This window comes from Bacteroides sp. AM16-13, from assembly GCF_003602705.1.
In the GTDB taxonomy this organism is placed as follows: Bacteria; Bacteroidota; Bacteroidia; order Bacteroidales; family Bacteroidaceae; genus Bacteroides; species Bacteroides xylanisolvens.
In genome coordinates, this window is sequence record NZ_QTLK01000004.1 from 236,434 (window position 1) to 255,372 (window position 18,939).

The window sequence follows — 18,939 nt, forward strand, 5'->3', positions numbered from 1 at the left end:
TGTCATTCAGGCATAAATCATAATTCATAAATCCAAAATCTTTTGCAAATGTACCAAAATAGTTCCTCATTTGGATTATTTAGGTCGGTCAATTCTATTTAAATGCACTACTTTTGCCATCAAGAAAATTAATCACTTAATAAACAATCCATGTATTATGAAAACAATTCTTAGCGCATTAGGACTTTCCCTTTTGATCTTAACGGGTTGCGGTGGACAAAAAAAGGTTGAAGTAGACTTTATTCAGGACAACATCGACAACGCAGTTGCACAAAACACGATTCAAACGGACATTATTGAAAAATCCGGTAAGATCCTGAATCCAAGAACTATCAACGAAGATGGTAGTATTTCTTATATACCTATCGATGATTGGTGTTCTGGCTTTTTCCCCGGTAGTATGTGGCTCACGTATAATTTAACTGGAGATCAGAAATGGTTACCATTGGCCGAAAAATATACGGAAGCTCTTGATTCGGTAAAACATCTGAAATGGCATCATGACGTAGGTTTTATGATCGGTTGCAGTTATCTGAACGGATACCGTTTGGCGGACAAGAAAGAATATAAAGATGTAATTATTGAAACAGCTAAGTCACTTTCTACCCGTTTTCGTCCGAATGCAGGCGTTATCCAGTCATGGGATGCCGATAAAGGTTGGCAGGGAACACGGGGATGGAAATGTCCGGTGATTATTGATAATATGATGAATCTCGAACTCTTATTTGAAGCAACAGCTCTTTCCGGAGATTCTACTTTCTACAATATTGCAGTGAAACATGCTGATACAACAATGGCTCATCATTTCCGTTCGGACAACAGCTGCTACCATGTGGTAGATTACGATCCGGAGACAGGAGAAGTGCGTAAGAGACAAACTGCACAGGGATATGCTGACGAATCGGCTTGGGCTCGCGGACAAGCATGGGCTCTGTATGGATATACTACCTGCTATCGCTATACCAAAGATAAGAAATATCTCGACCAGGCACAAAAAGTATATAATTTTATATTTAATAATAAGAATATGCCGGAAGATCTCGTTCCTTACTGGGATTACGATGCTCCGAATATTCCGAACGAACCGCGTGATGCTTCTGCTGCCGCTTGTACAGCTTCTGCCCTTTACGAACTGGATGGCTACCTGCCGGATAATCACTACAAAGAAACCGCTGATAAGATTATGGAGAGTTTAGGCTCGCCTGCTTATCGTGCGAAGGTTGGAACAAATGGAAACTTTATCCTGATGCATTCAGTAGGTAGTATTCCTCACGGTCAGGAAATCGATGTCCCTCTGAACTATGCTGACTATTACTTCCTGGAAGGACTGATGCGTAAAAGAGATTTGGAAAAGAAATAAGGTATAAGAAATAATAAAAAATAATGAACGGTAAGCAGTGAACGATGAATACTCTACAGATTCTAACGTAACATGTTTACCGTTTATCATTCAGCATTGATTGTTTATTATTCCTCTCTTATTATTTATTACTAACCTGTTTAAATCATTTATCGTAAACTATCATGAATAAACCTATTAACCTTCTTGTAGGAGGCTTGACGCTGTTTGCCGCACAGGGTTGCAAGGCTCCGAAGCAAGTGCCCCAACAAGCAGAACATCCCAATATAATTTATGTATTTCCCGATCAATACCGTAATCAGGCGATGGGCTTTTGGAATCAGGACGGATTTCGGGATAAAGTAAATTTTAAAGGAGACCCCGTGCATACTCCTAATTTGGATGCGTTTGCGCGTGAATCGATGGTACTGTCGTCTGCACAGAGTAACTGTCCGTTGAGTAGCCCTCATCGTGGAATGTTATTGACCGGTATGTACCCGAATAAAAGCGGTGTACCATTGAATTGTAACTCTTCACGTCCGATCAGCTCCTTACGCGAAGATGCGGAATGTATTGGCGATGTATTTAGTAAAGCAGGTTACGACTGTGCCTATTTCGGCAAACTTCATGCCGACTTCCCAACTCCGAACGATCCCGAACATCCGGGACAATATGTGGAAGAGAAACGTCCGGCATGGGATGCTTATACTCCGAAAGAACGTCGTCATGGTTTTAATTACTGGTATTCTTACGGTACATTTGATGAACATAAGAACCCGCATTATTGGGATACGGATGGCAAGAGACATGATCCGAAAGAATGGTCGCCCCTGCATGAAGCAGGCAAGGTTGTTTCTTATCTGAAAAATGACGGTAACGTACGCGATACCAAGAAACCTTTCTTTATTATGGTAGGTATGAATCCTCCTCACAGCCCGTACCGTTCTTTGAATGACTGCGAGGAACAAGATTTCAATCTTTATAAAGACCGGCCTTTGGATAGTCTGTTGATTCGCCCGAATGTAGACTTGAAGATGAAGAAGGCAGCATCCGCCCGCTATTATTTCGCCTCCGTAACCGGTGTGGACCGTGCTTTCGGTCAGATTCTGGAAACATTGAAAGAGATGGGATTAGATAAGAATACAGTTGTCATCTTTGCTTCCGATCATGGTGAAACGATGTGCAGCCAGCGTACCGATGATCCGAAGAATTCCCCTTATTCCGAATCTATGAATATTCCGTTCTTGGTTCGTTTCCCCGGTAAGATTCAGCCGAGGGTGGATGATTTATTGCTTTCCGCTCCTGATATTATGCCTACGGTGCTTGGCCTGTGCGGGCTGGGTGATTCTATCCCGGCAGAAGTGCAGGGACGTAATTTTGCTCCTCTTTTCTTCGATGAAAAGGCGGAAATTGTTCGTCCTACCGGTGCGCTGTATATTCAGAATGTAGATGGCGATAAAGATGAGAATGGATTGGTGCAGACTTACTTCCCTTCTTCAAGAGGTATCAAGACGGCTCAATATACGTTGGCTTTATATATCGACCGTGATACGAAGCAATTGAAGAAAAGCCTCTTATTCGATGATGTAAAAGATCCATATCAACTGCATAACTTGCCTTTGGAAGAAAATAAGGAAATTGTGGCACAACTTTGCGGTGAAATGGGAGCTATGCTAAAGGAGATTAATGATCCTTGGTATACGGAAAAGATTCTGTCGGATCGGATTCCTTATTAACGATTTATGTATTCTTATATAATCATTTAGGCACTGATCACGCGGATTCAGGGTCTTTAGTGTTGTCATTGTTGCAAAGTAACCGCGTTCATCCGTGTAATCCGTGCCTAAAAAAGATAACAATTCAGTAATGAAAAGCAGTTGTTTTATAATATTATTCCTTTTGGGAATTATTCCTTCAACTTTCGCCCAACTCATCGGATTTGAAGAGAAAGTGCCCGAAGCATTTACAGTTTCCGGAAAGGGAGAAGTGAAAATCTCTTCTCTTTTTTACAAGGAGGGTGAAAGTAGTCTGGAATGGGACTTTCAGCCTGGTTCTACGCTGGACATTCAAATTGCTCCTTTATCGTTGAATGCGAGAAATGAGAAGCAATTCGGCATTACCTTGTGGATTTATAATGAGAAACCGCAGCAGGATTCTATTCGTTTTGAGTTTCTGAATAAGGCAGGAGAAGTCTCTTATTGGTTCTCTTATCGTTTACAGGCAGCAGGCTGGCGGGCTTGCTGGATCTCTTTTGAGTATATGCAGGGCGACAAGAAAGATAAGAAGATCGTAGCCTATCGGCTGGTTGCCCCGCAACGGAAGGGACGTATCTTTCTTGACCGTCTGATTTTTCCGGAAAAGAAAATGAATCTTCGTACCACTCCCGACCAACAGTTGCCTACCAATAATGGGCTGTCTAATCGTGACCTGTGGCATTGGTGTCTCGTGTGGAAATGGGAACAACAGTCGTATGATATTCCTCTGCCTTCTAAATTGACAAGCGAACAAAAGAAGGAGCTGAAGACTATCGAACAACGTTTGACTGACTTTCTGGAAGTGAAAAAGGCTCCGCAAGGACCGATTAATGCTGCCTATAAAACATTTGAGAAAGCGGCTATCAGTCCATCCATCGCTGGGACGGGATTTATAGGAACTCCTATTGTTGCTCCTGATGAACAGGACAAGAAGAAAGGAGAAATGTCATGGAACGATATTGAAACGATGCTTTCCGGCTTTGCCTATGATGCTTATTATAACCAGAACGAAACATCAAAGAAAAACTACTTTACCGTATTCGACTATGCTATCGATCAGGGATTTGCATACGGTAGCGGTATGGGTACCAATCATCATTATGGTTATCAGGTACGTAAGATATATACAACTGCCTGGCTGATGCGTGATGCTATCTATAAACATCCTCATCGGGATGCTTATCTCTCCACATTGCGTTTTTGGGCGGCTCTGCAAGAAACTCGTCAGCCATGTTCTCCAACACGTGATGAATTGTTGGATTCCTGGCATACGTTATTGATGGCGAAATTTATTTCCGCTATGATGTTTCCCGATGCAAGGGAACAGGCGCAAGCTTTGAGCGGCTTGTCACGTTGGCTATCTTCTTCTTTGCGTTATACTCCGGGAACGATCGGTGGTATAAAGGTAGACGGTACGACTTTCCATCATGGCGGTTTCTATCCGGGATATACCACTGGAGTACTTGCGACTGTAGGAGAATATATTGCATTTACCAATGGTACAAGTTTTGAACTGACCGAAGATGCGCGCAAACACATGAAATCAGCCTTTATTGCTATGCGCAATTATTGCAATTTCTATGAATGGGGCATCGGAATCAGTGGCCGTCATCCTTTTGGAGGGAAGATGGGAAGCGATGATATCGAAGCATTTGCCAATATCGCTTTATCCGGCGATTTGTCCGGTCAGGGAAATACGTTTGATCGTGGTCTGGCTGCCGACTATTTACGTCTGATACGCAATAGTGATACTCCGAATGCGCGTTTCTTCAAGAAGGAAGGTATTCAACCGGCACAGGCTCCACAGGGATTCTTCGTTTACAACTATGGTTCGGCAGGCATTTTCCGTCGTGCGGACTGGATGGTGACATTGAAAGGGTATACCACTGACGTATGGGGCTCTGAAATTTATACGAAAGATAACCGTTACGGACGTTATCAGAGTTATGGCTCCGTGCAGATTATGGGGAAAGGAAATCCCGTGTCACGTGCCGGAAGCGGTTTTGTGCAGGAGGGATGGGACTGGAACCGTTTGCCGGGCACAACTACCATTCATTTGCCTTTCAACTTGCTTGATAGCCCATTGAAAGGAACGACTATGGCACGCTCCAAAGAGAATTTCTCCGGAAGCAGTTCTTTAGATGGTAAAAATGGAATGTTCGCTATGAAATTGGCAGAACGGGATTATGAGAACTTCACACCAGACTTTGTGGCCCGTAAATCCGTTTTCTGTTTTGATAACCGGATGGTTTGCCTGGGAACAGGTATTGCGAACTCCAATGCGGATTATCCTACGGAAACGACTCTTTTCCAGACAAAATATAATGGTAAGGAGCCCAAAGTAGGAGAGGATAACTATTGGCTTCATGATGGTTATGACAATTATTATCATGTAGTGGACGGAACCGTTCGCGCACAGGTGGCAGAACAGGAATCACGGCATGAAAAGACGCGTGAAATAACCAAAGGAAAATTTTCTTCTGCCTGGATAGAACATGGCAAGGCGCCGAAAGAGGGGACTTATGAATATATGGTATTGATACAGCCTTCTGCTTCCGATCTCGACGAACTGCGCAAAACTCCTGCATACGAGGTGTTGCAACGCGATCAGACTGCTCACGTTGTTTATGATAAAAAGACAGGTATCACGGCGTATGCTGCTTTTGAAGCTTATCAGCCTGCCGCTGATAAAGTGTTCGTGGCTATTCCTGCGGAAACAATGGTGATGTATGCAAAGGAATCTGATAAGGGTATCCGTTTAAGCGTCTGTGATCCGAATCTGAATATAGAAGAGAAGACGTATACAACGAAAGAGCCCAGTCGTCCTATTACTAAGGAGATACGGCTTAAAGGACATTGGAGATTGACAAGCCCGATGGAAAATGTCCGGTTGGAACAGCAGGGAGACCAGACCGTACTGACGGTAACCTGTCAGCATGGACAGCCGGTTGAAATGCTCATGGAAAATAAATAATTAGTGAATAAGATAAGAGAAAACAAGAATTTAAAGAGAGGTATTAGTTATCATGTTTCTATGAAAAAAGAGAAGACCGGTTCGTGGTGAGCCGGTCTTCTTTGTATTTGCACGGTGCGTTGAGCACTTTCTTTTCTTATTACTTATTCAGCCTCCATTCGAAACCGTCTTTAGTATCTTTGATTTCAAATCCGAGTGCTGTCAGGGTGTTGCGGATTTCGTCGGAAGTAGCCCAGTCTTTGTTGGCTTTCGCTTTCATACGTTGTTCCAGTAGCATATCTACTACCTTGCCGTAAGCTGCTTCACGACCATCTGAAGAGCCTTTTTCTTCTTTCAATCCCATGATGTCGAAACTGAACAGATGGAATGTTTCTTTCAGGTCTTTCAGGTCTTCGGCTGAGATGGTAGCATTACCGGCAATGATATTGTTTATAATGCGGGCGCCTTCGAAAAGCTGTGCGATGACAATCGGTGTATTTAAGTCGTCATTCATTGCTTCGTAGCATTTAGCGCGCAGTTCTTTCACGTTGATTCCCTCTGAAGTTGCCGATGCGGGAGTAATTTTATCCAATGCGTCAATGGCTTCCATCAGACGCTGCAGGCCTTTTTCGGATGCTTGCAGTGCTTCATTGCTGAAATCTACCGTGCTGCGGTAATGAGCTTGCAGGATGAAGAAACGGATTGTCATTGGTGTGTAGGCTTGTGCCAGTAGCTTATGAGTACCGGTGAAGAATTCGTCCAGCGTGATGAAGTTGCCAAGTGATTTACCCATCTTGGTTCCGTTGATGGTAATCATGTTGTTGTGCATCCAGTAGTGAACCATGTCATCACCTTGTGAGGCTACCGATTGTGCGATTTCACATTCGTGGTGAGGGAAAATCAAGTCCATTCCTCCTCCGTGAATATCGAAGTGTTCGCCTAGGTATTTGCGTCCCATAGCGGTACATTCGGCGTGCCATCCGGGGAAACCGTCGCTCCATGGAGACGGCCAGCGCATGATATGTTCAGGTTGTGCCTTTTTCCAAAGGGCGAAATCGGCGGGATTGCGTTTTTCGCTTTGTCCGTCGAGGTCACGGGTGGTATTCAATACGTCGTCCAGATTACGTCCGGAAAGTTTTCCGTAATGGTGATCTTTGTTGTATTTGGCTACATCAAAATAAACGGAGCCTTCGCTTTCATAGGCGTATCCGGCATCCAAAATCTTCTGTACCAGTTGGATTTGTTCAATGATATGTCCTGAAGCATGTGGTTCGATGCTCGGAGAAAGTACATTCAGTGCTTCCATTGCTTTATGATAGCGGTTCAGGAAATATTGAACAACCTCCATTGGTTCCAACTCTTCCAGACGTGCTTTCTTGGCAATCTTGTCTTCTCCGTCATCGGCATCATGTTCCAGATGACCTACATCGGTAATATTTCGTACGTAGCGTACTTTATATCCTAGGTGGGTGAGATAGCGGAATAATACATCGAAGGTTATAGACGGGCGGGCGTGTCCTAAATGGGCATCTCCGTAAACAGTCGGTCCGCACACATACATGCCTACATGAGGTGCATGAAGCGGTACGAACAACTCTTTCTTTCTATCTAAGGTGTTGTAAATGGTAAGTTGATGTTCCATAACATTTTATATTTGTTTTATTGGAACTGCAAAGTTAGTATAAAATCTGAATATGCGCTCTATCTTTGATGAGTTGATTTTAGCTCTTGAGTTGTTTTACTGATAATATTATTAGTTTCCCGGTATAAAACTAAAAGTTTCACACCGAGGAACCAATGGTTTCATTACGGGAAACCAAAGGTTTCTCACCGAGAAACTAAAATTTTGTCAGCATGAAAATAAATGTTTGGTTATTGTTGACTGCAAAACTTATCAATAGCTTCTGCTACACCGTCTTCTTCGTTGCTTAGAGTGATGTAATTTGCTGCTTTTTTTACAGGTTCTTGTGCATTTCCCATAGCAATTCCCAGTCCTGCAAACTTAATCATGGATAAGTCATTATAGCCATCTCCCATTGCTATGACTTCTTCTCGTGCTACTCCTATTTCTTTTAATAAGACAGCAAGAGAAAGAGCTTTGTCAATTCCTTGCGGAACTAATTCGAGGAAATAGGGTTCTGAACGGAAAACGTTAATATGTCCTTGTAGCCGGAGACTAAGTTCTGCTTCAAGCGGAATGAGTTTATCTGCGTCTCCCACGATGAGGCATTTGGCTACAGGAAGCGTGATCTCTGTGAGGAAGTCGTTTGTTTCCCGTACTGCCATTTTATTGAGAAAGGCCTCTTTTTGTACGTATGGGTCTTGAGAGTTTTCTGTTATTATATCTGCTCCGTCATAGGTTAATATACTTAGTTGGTGGGTACGGGCACATTCATAGAGCATCGGAACAACTTCATTAGGTAACACATTTTCATATACCATCTCTTTTGTTTCCCAATTGATAATTTCACCTCCGTTATAGGAAAGGATGAAACCTCCGAATTCATTCATCCGTAATTCGTTGGCTAATGGTACAATACCATAAGTAGGTCGTCCGGAAGCTAATACGAGTCGTATTCCTTGCTCTTGTATACGTATTAGAGTTTCCCTGTTGCGGGGAGTGATTTCTTTTTTAGAATTGGTGAGTGTGCCGTCAAGGTCGAGCACGATAAGTTTGTATTTCATGTAGCGTTGTTTTGGGTGCAAAGATAGATTAAAAAAGTTTTTCCGCAAGGTGGTGGGGGAAAAGATGTGGTTTTAGATGAAATTGCACTATGATAGTGCAATTTGTTTTGCTATTTGCACTGTCATAGTGCAAATAATCGTATCTTTGCCTATAAATCAATGATATATGGATAAGTTATTTGAGTATTTCAACAAGATGATACGGGAAACTAATATAGAGTTTCACCGGTATATTTATGCCAAGATAAATTGGAATAGTCGCATGATAGGGCTTACGGGACCTAGAGGAGTAGGGAAGACTACTCTTGTATTGCAACATATTAAAGAAAGTCTGAATTTGAATGATTCTTTGTATGTGACAGCCGAGGATTTTTATTTTGCGAGCCATCGTTTGCTGGATTTAGCGGATGCTTTTGTCAAGATGGGTGGTAGGCATTTATTTATTGATGAAATTCATAAATATAAAGACTGGTCGAAAGAGCTTAAATTGATTTACGATTATCATCCAGAATTGAATATAGTCTTTACAGGTTCATCTGTATTGGATATTAATAAAGGAGCTTCAGATTTGAGTCGTCGGGCTGTCATGTATCAGATGCAGGGACTTTCTTTTCGTGAGTATTTGTATTTATTTCATCGTATTCCTTCTGAAATATATAGTTTGCAGGATATTGTAGCACATAAAGTGGAAATTCCGGGTTTGGAGCATCCGCTTCCACTCTTTCATGACTATTTGCAGAAAGGCTACTATCCTTTTGCATTGGAGGAAGATTTTGATATACGTTTGCGACAGATCATCAATTTGACTTTGGAGTCGGACATACCCCAATTTGCTGATATGAATGTTTCCACTGGGCGTAAACTTAAGCAACTTCTTGCTATCATTGCCAAGAGTGTGCCGTTCAAGCCTAATTTTAGCAATATAGCTAAAATTCTTGAAGTGAGCCGTAATAATATATCCGATTATTGTCTTTATATTGAAGAGGCAGGATTGATTGCGCAGTTGAGAGATGCTACCGGCGGAATACGCGGGTTAGGGAAAGTAGATAAAATTTATCTGGATAATACTAATTTGATATATAGTCTGGCTCAAGATAGTTCTAATATTGGAAATATCAGGGAGACTTTCTTCTTGAACCAGACCCGTATTTTTTCGGATGTAGTAGCTTCTCCTGTTTCTGATTTCTTGATTGATGATATGACATTTGAGGTGGGAGGAAAGAAAAAGGGACAAAAGCAGATTCAGGAGGTACAGAAAGGATTTGTGGTGAAGGATGATATTGAAAGAGGCTTTATGAATGTGGTGCCGTTGTGGCAGTTTGGAATGGGATATTAGGCTCTCACATTTAGATAAATAAAAGCCGTATAACGAAAGTTATACGGCTTTATTATTAAACTGGTAAAAGAGTTTTATTCAATTGTTGCTCCATTGTTTATATAAGCAGGATCTTTAGTGAAAACCCCGTTGATACAATCAATTTCTGTAAAAGGAATAGTGCTTTCTTTCGACAATGTATTATTTGCAGGTTTACATACATCACTATTTGCATAATTCCAGTTCACCTTTGCATCATACAAAATGTTATCGGTTGTATTTACTGTAGAACCTGCATCCTTTAATTCATATAGATATGAAGTTAAGGTGCTTTCAGAAGATACACAGAAAATATTATTTGTGTAGTTGATGTTGGCTTTATTTGCTTTGATAAATATATAACTGCCTTTGATATTAATAAAACTATTGTTCTTAATATTAACAGTCATAGTACCTTCATCTGTAGTGCTGGTTTCTATAGCCCAGTTGAATATCTGTATAGGATTTACACTTGTCTTATGATATATGATATTGTTTTCGAGAACTAATTTACCAAAAATGCTGGGTTTAGCAGTTTTTGTAGTATTAAAGAAAGCTATGTTGCCGGTATTCACAAATTCGAATAAAGAATTCTTAAATGTGATGTTACCAATACCCACAGTAGTAGCACTTACGTAATACATAGCTTTTGTTATATTGGTCATTTTACAGTCTTCAATAGTCAGATTGGTAAATGTGGCATCACCATTAGCCGGACTATTAAATAAGTAGTTTGCGGCCCGTGCTTTAATGTTGATGTTCTTCAACAGAAGTTTACCACTCTTTAAACTTAGATAAGCTGTTTCTCCAAATTCCAGGTTGGGTCGTTCGTCAGGATATTGTCCAACAATGATGATAGGAGCACTAATCGCTTTATTGGAACTGATAGTGAACGTACCTGTTCCTGTTAGGAACAAAATTGTTCCTTCGGATGCACCTAACTCACTACTTATATCACTTGTTGTATTACTGTCTATTACCTTACTTGTATAATTTTCAGGATTTAGAGTCTCTTCACCGATCTGAAGTTCTCCGGCTTCAAACATAGCCTTATAATCCGTACGATTCTTAATACTAACCTGAATCTTTGCAATCATAGCATACTTTCCACTTGTTGCCAATATCGCAACATCAGTACTGTTATCAGCTGTTGCACGAGTCATCATCTTTGCGCTTGATGCAGGGGCAGTAACAATCAATACATTTTCTTTTCCAGCTTCCTTAGAGAATTTAGCACTCCATCCTTCTGGAGCAGTAATCATTGTATTTTCTACTCCTCTCATGGTCATGGTAAATTCTTTCGTTTCACCTGCAGAAAACTCTTGTATTTGTTCTAAATCTTCAGCCGCAAAACTACATTCAAAGTCGCTGATGATAGGGATACGTATGGTTGGAGCATCCTCACCCGCAAGTACTAAGACCAGTTCGTTGTTTTCTACTGTTACACTCTTGAAGTTTTTGTCTTCTGCCGGAGCGGAACCGTCACCAGTTGCGCTGACTTTGTCAGTAGTTCCTTCTTTGTATATATATTCATAGTTTTTTCCTTCATCATAGCTAACCTGCCAGTAGCCTTCACTATCTACATTAAATGTAGGAGTCTTGCCACTCTCTCCATTAGCTTTCACAGGTTGTCCGTTTACAGTCAGACGCTCCGGAGTTTCATTTTTGTTGTAAAGAACAGTCCAGTAGCCTTCTGAATCGATACCGATAATAGGGCATAACAGGTTATTATCGTTTTTCATATATAGATTTACTGTTTTTCCATTGCTCAAAGTGAGTGTGTAGGAATCAGACTTTTCCTCTATATTAGTAATAAATGTTCCTTCATTATAAAGTTCGCGAAGAGCTTCTGTGTTACTATTTATATCACGTACTTGTGTCTCGAGTGCGGTAACGCGCTTTTTCAGTGCGTCTACATCATCTTCCAAATCGTCAATGTTGGTACATGCTACCAGGCATACAGCCAATAACATGAACATACTCCATACTTTTTTCATGATTATATTGTTTTAAAGTTATTATTTTAAAGAGGATAGCCAGGAAGGAACATATCCCAAACGTTTACGTAATTGAGCCTCATAGAGTGAATATGGTTCCACAGCAGTTCCGTTACTTTCGAGTCGCTTCATTTGAGTAGCATCAAAATCTAAAGGACTTCCGTGGAAACCGACAATGATAGGAGGCATAAATTTCCACCAAAAGCCGTTACTATCCCACCAGGTAAATTTACCTTCTGTATCGATGTCCTGATCTGTTTGTACATTTGTTGCATAGAAATTCCATATTGTCAGATTCTCCATGTGATTTGGCATTTGAGCAGAGTCTCCTCCTTGTCTCCAATGCATGAAACCGCCAGTACAGCAGTCAATTAATGTTGCACGTGGCTGTGTGGCATGTGATTCAAAGCAAGAATCATCTCCCCATTTCACATTCCATATTACAGCACCCATGCTTTGCTTTGAAACACCGCAAGCGTGATATTGACCAACGTTTGTTTTATATTCCATCAATGTGCTTTCACCTTCTCCTTTTCTAAGTGTGTAGCCATTGCTGCTTTCAGTTACTTTTCCAATAAAGATACGGGAAGAAGCTTGCGAGCGGATAGAAGCATGTCCACGATTACCACCAATAGTGATGTCATAAGCAGAACAATTGGCAGAACTTGTGATTGACATGGCTTCACTAACACTTTCAAAATTAACCCGGCGCATCCATGAATTGGTCAGACGTACAAAATCGATAAGCTTAAAACCACCGTCATCTATGTCAGAGCCGTGATGAATAAACTTCTCTTTGGCATGTCCTTTAAATGTAAGGTCTTCTACGCCAACATTGGCATAATTGGCGAATTTATGTACATTCCATCCCCAATCTTTATTAATAGCATGCATGATGGGTTCTTTAAAGGTAATACTGTTACCACTAATCTTTTCAATCTGATGGTATTCGAATATTTGAATACCATTTGTTTTGATATTGGGAGTAATGCCTTGTTGTACCTTAATATCTTGCCATTGATAAGGCGATAGTTCGGAATTAATAACATCATTATCCGTGTTTCCCAACTTGGGGGTTCCCAGTACGAGACATACCCAACTGCCCGCACTTACTCCTGTTAAACTGGCCGTTATGGTTTTGCTGCCTATGGGAGCGTCTTCAGTGATAGCACCAATTGATTCTCCTAATCCTGTATTATGTTTGAACTCCATCATAACAGGAGCATTCCACATTTCCTCAGTAGGTTTGGGAGAATTATTTGCAGCAGTCATTTCGAGTGTTGTTTTGTTTCTTCCGGCTCCTTTTAAAACAATATCACTCATCGATATACGAATCCTGCGATCCTTAGAATCCTCATCTTGTAGAATATAATTCCCTTCTGGGAAGTAGATAATAGCTTTAGCGTTTTCCTTAATATATCGATCTGTCATATTATTGAGATCTTCTTGCTTTGTTTCTCTTGCTATTTCTTCCAGTACCTTCATGAAAGCTGCTCTGTCAGATTTGCCGTCGTTGGGGATAGCCCCATATTGGGGATCTGTAACATCGTATACTTTATATCCTTGTGCTATTAATGTTTCTATTTCAGGAGGAGCTATTTCACCATGTTTATATCCGGCGTATGAAAAGTCCAATAATACATTTTGTTGATCTGCGTTTACAAATTGTTGCCAGGCTTTTGCTCCGGTTTCATTGGAAAGTTGTTTCACTTCAATAGAAACAATACGGATATAATTCTTTGATGAAGTAAGTACAATCTTAATTGTTTCTTCTACGTCTTTTACAACAGTTGCTTGTGGTGTGATAGTTAATAAGTTCTCGGATAAAAGAACATCCCATCCTTTAGGAGCTTGTATTGCAGCTTGTTGCACGTCATTCTGTTCTACTTTATACTCTTTATGGCTCTCATTGGGGGCAAAAACTTGCACAGCTTGTTCACTGTCAGCATCATTGAGACCATAAATGATCAGTCCGAAGCTGTCGTCTACTGGGAAAGTATATGTTTTTTCACCATCGGCCAGGGTGAATGAGAAAGTATGGTTTGCTTCATTATATTCTACCTTACTGAATATGCTGGTTCCTCCCTGACTTCCACCTTCGGCCTTAGTTCCTAAGCTTGTATATGTTTGTCCATTATCGTAGCTCACTTGCCAATATCCACTGGAAGATACGCTGATTAATGGAGTTGCCACCACATTGCCTTCTCCATCACGGGGCCATGCTGATACTTTCTCTCCATCGGCTCCTGGCAGGTATTTGAAATCTGTATCATTACTTGTTTTATATATCCAGTAGCCTTCTTCGTCTACGGAAAATTCAGGGACAGACGCTTGTACAGCTTCACTCTCCATGACTTTAATGCTTGTTCCGTCACTAAGTTCCAGCAAATATCCTAAGCCATCTTTAGTCGGAGTAATTCCGATAATGATTTTGTTTTTTTGCATAAGGGCTTGCAGACTGGCAAATGAAGTATTCAGTCCTTCCGTTGCTTTTTCCAAAGCAGCGACACGGTCTTTCAGAGAATTGATGTCTGCTTCCAGGTCGTCTGTTTTTTGGCATGATTGCATGATTGCCAACATGCTGCAAATACCAAATAGTAATAGGTAGGTAATGCTCCTGTTTTTCATACATTTATTATTTCGGGTTATTTATAATTTTCACAGTGGCAAAGATAACCGGATAAAATAAGAGTATATGGATAAAAAAATTCAGGAATACGATGAAATAATACATTTTACACACCTCTGTGATAGATTGAGGCTTTATGTATTATTAGAGCAGGTCTACCCATTGCTCATTGCTTAATATAGGCAATGACTCACTGTCGGCAACAAATGTTTCCGCCAGTTTTCGTTTCTCATCTTGCAGATGCAGAATCTTTTCCTCAATGCTGTTTTGTGTAATGAAGCGATAGGCAATCACCTGCTTATCCTGACCGATACGATGGGCACGGGCGATGGCTTGCGATTCGGCGGCAGGATTCCACCAGGGATCTATGATAAATACATAGTCGGCTTGTGTAAGATTGAGTCCCACACCCCCTGCTTTTAGTGAAATAAGGAATGCCTGAACATCTTTTTGCTCGGTGAAATGGGCGATTTCGGAAGGCCGGTTGTTGGTTGCTCCTGTTAATAGGGCATATTTCCAGCCTCGTTCTCGGAAAGCTTCAGCCAAGACCTCCAGATGTTTGACGAATGAAGAGAAAATTAGGACTTTGTGTCCTTCGCTTTGTAATGTATCGAATGTTTCGATTATCTGTGCGGTTTTTCCGGATGTTCCGGTATAATCAGGAAGAATGAGTTGCGGATGACAAGAGAGTTGTCGTAAACGCAAAATGCCATTTAGTACACTGAATGAATGGAGCCTGTTCGTACTTTGAGGGTGCTGGAGAAGTATGTTTCGCAGGCTGTTTTTCTCCTGTTCGTAACACGTGTTCTGCTCTTCAGTCATGTCGCAGTAGATTGTTTCTTCCGTAAGTTCAGGAAGTTCCGGAGCTACCTCTTTCTTGCTTCTGCGGAGGATGAATGGGGCAGTCAGTTGTTGCAACTGCACTCGTACGCGTTCGTTTCCCTGGCGAATCGGCATTATGAACTGCTTTTGGAAAGCACTTTCCGTGCCCAGTAAGTCCGGTTGTATAAAATGAAATTGAGCCCACAGGTCCTTTAATGAGTTTTCGATAGGAGTACCTGTTAGTGCGAGTCGGTGTTTGCTTTGCAGTTGAATTGCCGACCGGAAGGTGAGCGATTCGCTATTCTTGATATTCTGGCTTTCATCGAGCACAACGTATTCGAAACGGTAAGAAGAGAGTATATCAATGTTGTTTCTCATCATGCCATACGTAGTAAAGATCAAGTGAAAATGACCGAAGAATTTTTCCGGACGTTTCTTGTCTATAGCCACGGTGTTGTTGTATTCCATCATTGAGAGCCCTGTAAAGCGCTTGGCTTCCCGTCGCCAGTTGTGAAGTAGCGATGTGGGGACTACAATTAGGGTAGCGGGTTGTTTGGGAGCGGATGGCTTATATATGTACTGTAGCAGGGTAAGAGTCTGAAGCGTCTTCCCGAGTCCCATGTCATCTGCCAGGCATCCGCCAAATCCTTGTTTATGGAGGTGTACCATCCACGAGAATCCTTTCTGCTGATAGGGGCGTAACGTTGCTTTAAGTGTTCTTGGTACGGCAACGTTATGTATTTGCTGCTTCGCGGGGAATTTTTTCACTCCATCCTCACCCAAAGCTGTCTGTACGGCACCTATAAATGCATGTTTCAACCGAATTCCTTTTTCTGTTTGTACTCCCATCTCCAGTAAGTTCGCATATTTGCTGAACCACTCTTCAGGCAGGAGAATCATACGCCCGTCAGGTAGCAGATATTCCCGCTTTTCTTCGAGGATATGTTTGCGGAAACGTGAAAAAGGAATGCGCAGATTACCGATAACAACAGTGATGTGCAGTTCAAACCAGTCAACCTCATCATCGCAGCTTTGCTCGATGCGTATCTCATCCAGACAATACAATGCATTCCCTACATTACTGGTAAGGTGAAAGGATTGCTGCAACATCTCCCGATGATTGTTGACCCATTCGACAATTGTCTTTTCCGGAGCTTTGGCAGATAGTTGGAAGTGTGTGGCATTGAGTTGTTGCAGACCGGCATTCGTTAAGAGTTGGACTGCTTGTCCTTCCACTGTAATATTACGCCGGAAAAAGCCGATTTTATCGGATGTTTTCCGATAAATGATTTTCTTCATTTCATTAGCACTATCTGGTGCAAATGTCTGGTCTCCATAGCGGAAGACAAGTTGCAATGCTTGTCCGTTGTATGTGGCATCTTCGAATGAGAGAACAGCCTCACAGGCACATTCTTCTTCAGTAATATTCAAACCGTGAGTCTCGATATCGTGATAACGCGCAATTGGAATAACGATGTTGTCTATGTATTTTTCAATCTGTAAAGCGTTTACGCTAATCGATCTTTTCTTTGTGAAAGGTAAGATACGTGCGCTTTCAATGTGCGGAAAGAAATATAACTCCATTCCCAATAATAGAGTGGTCGGCGAGGAGGTCAGTACAACTACCGGTTTTAACTCACTCAAAGAGAACGGTTGCCCTTCATAATAACACTGCAACTGATAACGGAACGTTTTACTGTCAACATGAAACGTTACGCGAATTTCTACGTCGTGAGGGTTGATATGATAAATATGATGGGCGTATAAGATTTTGCTACCGGCTTGTTTCTGATAAAAAGGCAGTCCGTTTTCCCGTATCAACGCCAGCATCTCCAACAGCTTCTTTTCGATAAACGGGCGAATATTATTTTTAATTCGTTCCGGATCTTCGGATAGCTTATGTAGAAAGCGTGATACTGTTTTTTCACGGGAGTAGAGGCCCATCAGATACTTTTCTGTATAGTATGAAGCGATATCGATAGCTTGTCTTTCCGCTTCGCTCATTATGCTCATAGCTTCCGGAGAGGCGTGAAACGCTTGCTCCACTAATTGCAAGGTGCCATCGTTCAGCCTTTTCGCAATATACGGAATCAGTAATATGCCGAGTATCGGATGCTCTGTGAAAACGATTATAACTTGTCCGTTAGTTGGTCTCTCTTTCATTCTCTTTTAGGCTTTAACTGACAAAGATACGGGAAAATACTTAATTTTGCAGCATGATAGAGGAAAACAAACGTGTATTGCTTGGAATGAGTGGTGGTACAGATAGCTCTGTTGCTGCTATGCGACTGCTGGAAGCCGGTTATGAAGTAATCGGGGTAACCTTCCGTTTTTATGAATTGAATGGTTCGACAGAATACCTGGAAGATGCCCGTAATTTGGCAGAACGTTTAGGAATACGGCATATAACATACGATGCCCGTGAAATATTTGCCCGGCAGATTATTGAATATTTTGTGCAGGAATACCTGGCAGGACGTACTCCGGTCCCCTGTACCTTGTGCAATAATTACCTGAAATGGCCTTTGCTTGCTAAGATTGCCGATGAAATGGGAGTTTTTTATATTGCTACCGGACACTATGCACAGAATATACAACTAAATGAAACCTTTTATATAACATACGCCGCCGATTCGGATAAGGATCAAACCTTCTTCTTATGGGGATTGAAACAGGATATTCTTAATAGGATGCTGTTGCCGATGGGCGATATTACGAAAGCTGAAGCCCGTGCCTGGGCTGCTGAACATGGCTTTCGAAAGGTGGCAACCAAAAAGGATAGTATTGGTGTCTGTTTTTGCCCGATGGACTATCGGACCTTTTTAAAAGACTGGTTGGTCAGAAATGGTCAGATGTCGGTCAGTAATAGTGAGGCATCAATCAACAATAGTCAGACATCGGGCAGCGATAAACAGACCTGGTCTGACAGGATCAGAAGAGGAAGATTTATCGATGAAAAGGGAAATTTTATTGCTTGGCATGAAGGCTATCCCTTTTATACTATTGGGCAGAGACGTGGTTTGGGCATTCATCTGAATCGTCCTGTATTTGTGAAAGAGATTGATCCTGAAAAGAATGAAGTGGTATTGGCTTCTCTTTCATCGTTGGAAAAAACAGAAATGTGGTTGAAAGATTGGAATCTTGTAAATCAGGAGCGTACTTTAGGACGCTCTGACATAATTGTGAAGATACGCTATCGCAAGCAGGAAAACCATGGCACGATTACCGTCACATCGGATCATTTACTGCACGTGCAGCTTCATGAACCATTAACAGCCATTGCTCCCGGGCAGGCTGCTGCATTCTATGGAGACGGATTACTATTAGGAGGAGGAATCATAGTCAGCGCCCGGTAATCTTATATATTGGGAAGATGAACGCTCTGACGCAAGTTTTTTAAAACAAA

The 18,939-nt window shown here is 41.6% G+C and carries 10 protein-coding genes; 5 read left to right on the forward strand and 5 right to left on the reverse strand.

Features of this window, described 5'->3' with window-relative positions:
- Positions 1 to 157 precede the first annotated feature (157 nt).
- The 3 genes from DW173_RS04635 to DW173_RS04645 all read left to right on the forward strand — a co-directional run bounded on the left by DW173_RS04635 (position 158) and on the right by DW173_RS04645 (position 6,067).
- Positions 158 to 1,360, forward strand: coding sequence for a glycoside hydrolase family 88 protein (locus tag DW173_RS04635; RefSeq protein ID WP_120143890.1), 1,203 nt, complete (start codon positions 158 to 160; stop codon positions 1,358 to 1,360).
- Positions 1,361 to 1,524: 164 nt separating this feature from the next.
- The gene (locus DW173_RS04640; protein ID WP_120143891.1) at positions 1,525 to 3,075 is read left to right on the forward strand and encodes a sulfatase; all 1,551 of its coding nucleotides are present in this window, start codon (positions 1,525 to 1,527) and stop codon (positions 3,073 to 3,075) included.
- A gap of 130 nt (positions 3,076 to 3,205) precedes the next feature.
- Complete coding sequence (locus DW173_RS04645; protein WP_120143893.1) at positions 3,206 to 6,067, forward strand: chondroitinase family polysaccharide lyase; 2,862 nt, start codon at positions 3,206 to 3,208, stop codon at positions 6,065 to 6,067.
- A 139-nt stretch (positions 6,068 to 6,206) separates the two neighbouring features.
- Here the strand turns inward: DW173_RS04645 and cysS are convergent, their stop codons facing one another.
- Positions 6,207 to 7,688, reverse strand: a complete 1,482-nt coding sequence (gene cysS, locus DW173_RS04650) for a cysteine--tRNA ligase (protein ID WP_120143895.1) — start codon at positions 7,686 to 7,688, stop codon at positions 6,207 to 6,209.
- A 230-nt stretch (positions 7,689 to 7,918) separates the two neighbouring features.
- Positions 7,919 to 8,731, reverse strand: a complete 813-nt coding sequence (locus tag DW173_RS04655; protein ID WP_004315541.1) for a Cof-type HAD-IIB family hydrolase — start codon at positions 8,729 to 8,731, stop codon at positions 7,919 to 7,921.
- Between the two features lie 166 nt (positions 8,732 to 8,897).
- Here DW173_RS04655 and DW173_RS04660 point away from each other — a divergent pair, with 166 nt between their 5' ends.
- Positions 8,898 to 10,067, forward strand: a complete 1,170-nt coding sequence (locus DW173_RS04660) for an ATP-binding protein (protein ID WP_049701593.1) — start codon at positions 8,898 to 8,900, stop codon at positions 10,065 to 10,067.
- A 74-nt stretch (positions 10,068 to 10,141) separates the two neighbouring features.
- Here the strand turns inward: DW173_RS04660 and DW173_RS04665 are convergent, their stop codons facing one another.
- From DW173_RS04665 to DW173_RS04675, 3 genes are all read right to left on the reverse strand, one after another.
- Positions 10,142 to 12,082: a PL29 family lyase N-terminal domain-containing protein gene (locus DW173_RS04665; RefSeq protein ID WP_118220059.1), complete on the reverse strand. Its 1,941-nt coding sequence runs from the start codon at positions 12,080 to 12,082 to the stop codon at positions 10,142 to 10,144.
- A gap of 21 nt (positions 12,083 to 12,103) precedes the next feature.
- On the reverse strand, positions 12,104 to 14,710 hold the full coding sequence (locus DW173_RS04670; protein ID WP_120143896.1) for a DUF4955 domain-containing protein: 2,607 nt from the start codon (positions 14,708 to 14,710) through the stop codon (positions 12,104 to 12,106).
- 145 nt (positions 14,711 to 14,855) lie between these two features.
- Complete coding sequence (locus DW173_RS04675; RefSeq protein ID WP_120143898.1) at positions 14,856 to 17,696, reverse strand: DEAD/DEAH box helicase; 2,841 nt, start codon at positions 17,694 to 17,696, stop codon at positions 14,856 to 14,858.
- A gap of 53 nt (positions 17,697 to 17,749) precedes the next feature.
- Here DW173_RS04675 and mnmA point away from each other — a divergent pair, with 53 nt between their 5' ends.
- Positions 17,750 to 18,889, forward strand: a complete 1,140-nt coding sequence (gene mnmA, locus DW173_RS04680) for a tRNA 2-thiouridine(34) synthase MnmA (RefSeq protein ID WP_120143900.1) — start codon at positions 17,750 to 17,752, stop codon at positions 18,887 to 18,889.
- Positions 18,890 to 18,939: the final 50 nt, after the last annotated feature.

Coding starts and splice junctions, on each gene's coding strand:
- DW173_RS04635 (WP_120143890.1), top strand. CDS start 158: ATGAAAACAATTCTTAGCGCATTAGGACTTTCCCTTTTGATCTTAACG.
- DW173_RS04640 (WP_120143891.1), top strand. CDS start 1,525: ATGAATAAACCTATTAACCTTCTTGTAGGAGGCTTGACGCTGTTTGCC.
- DW173_RS04645 (WP_120143893.1), top strand. CDS start 3,206: ATGAAAAGCAGTTGTTTTATAATATTATTCCTTTTGGGAATTATTCCT.
- cysS (WP_120143895.1), bottom strand. CDS start 7,688: ATGGAACATCAACTTACCATTTACAACACCTTAGATAGAAAGAAAGAG.
- DW173_RS04655 (WP_004315541.1), bottom strand. CDS start 8,731: ATGAAATACAAACTTATCGTGCTCGACCTTGACGGCACACTCACCAAT.
- DW173_RS04660 (WP_049701593.1), top strand. CDS start 8,898: ATGGATAAGTTATTTGAGTATTTCAACAAGATGATACGGGAAACTAAT.
- DW173_RS04665 (WP_118220059.1), bottom strand. CDS start 12,082: ATGAAAAAAGTATGGAGTATGTTCATGTTATTGGCTGTATGCCTGGTA.
- DW173_RS04670 (WP_120143896.1), bottom strand. CDS start 14,710: ATGAAAAACAGGAGCATTACCTACCTATTACTATTTGGTATTTGCAGC.
- DW173_RS04675 (WP_120143898.1), bottom strand. CDS start 17,696: ATGAAAGAGAGACCAACTAACGGACAAGTTATAATCGTTTTCACAGAG.
- mnmA (WP_120143900.1), top strand. CDS start 17,750: ATGATAGAGGAAAACAAACGTGTATTGCTTGGAATGAGTGGTGGTACA.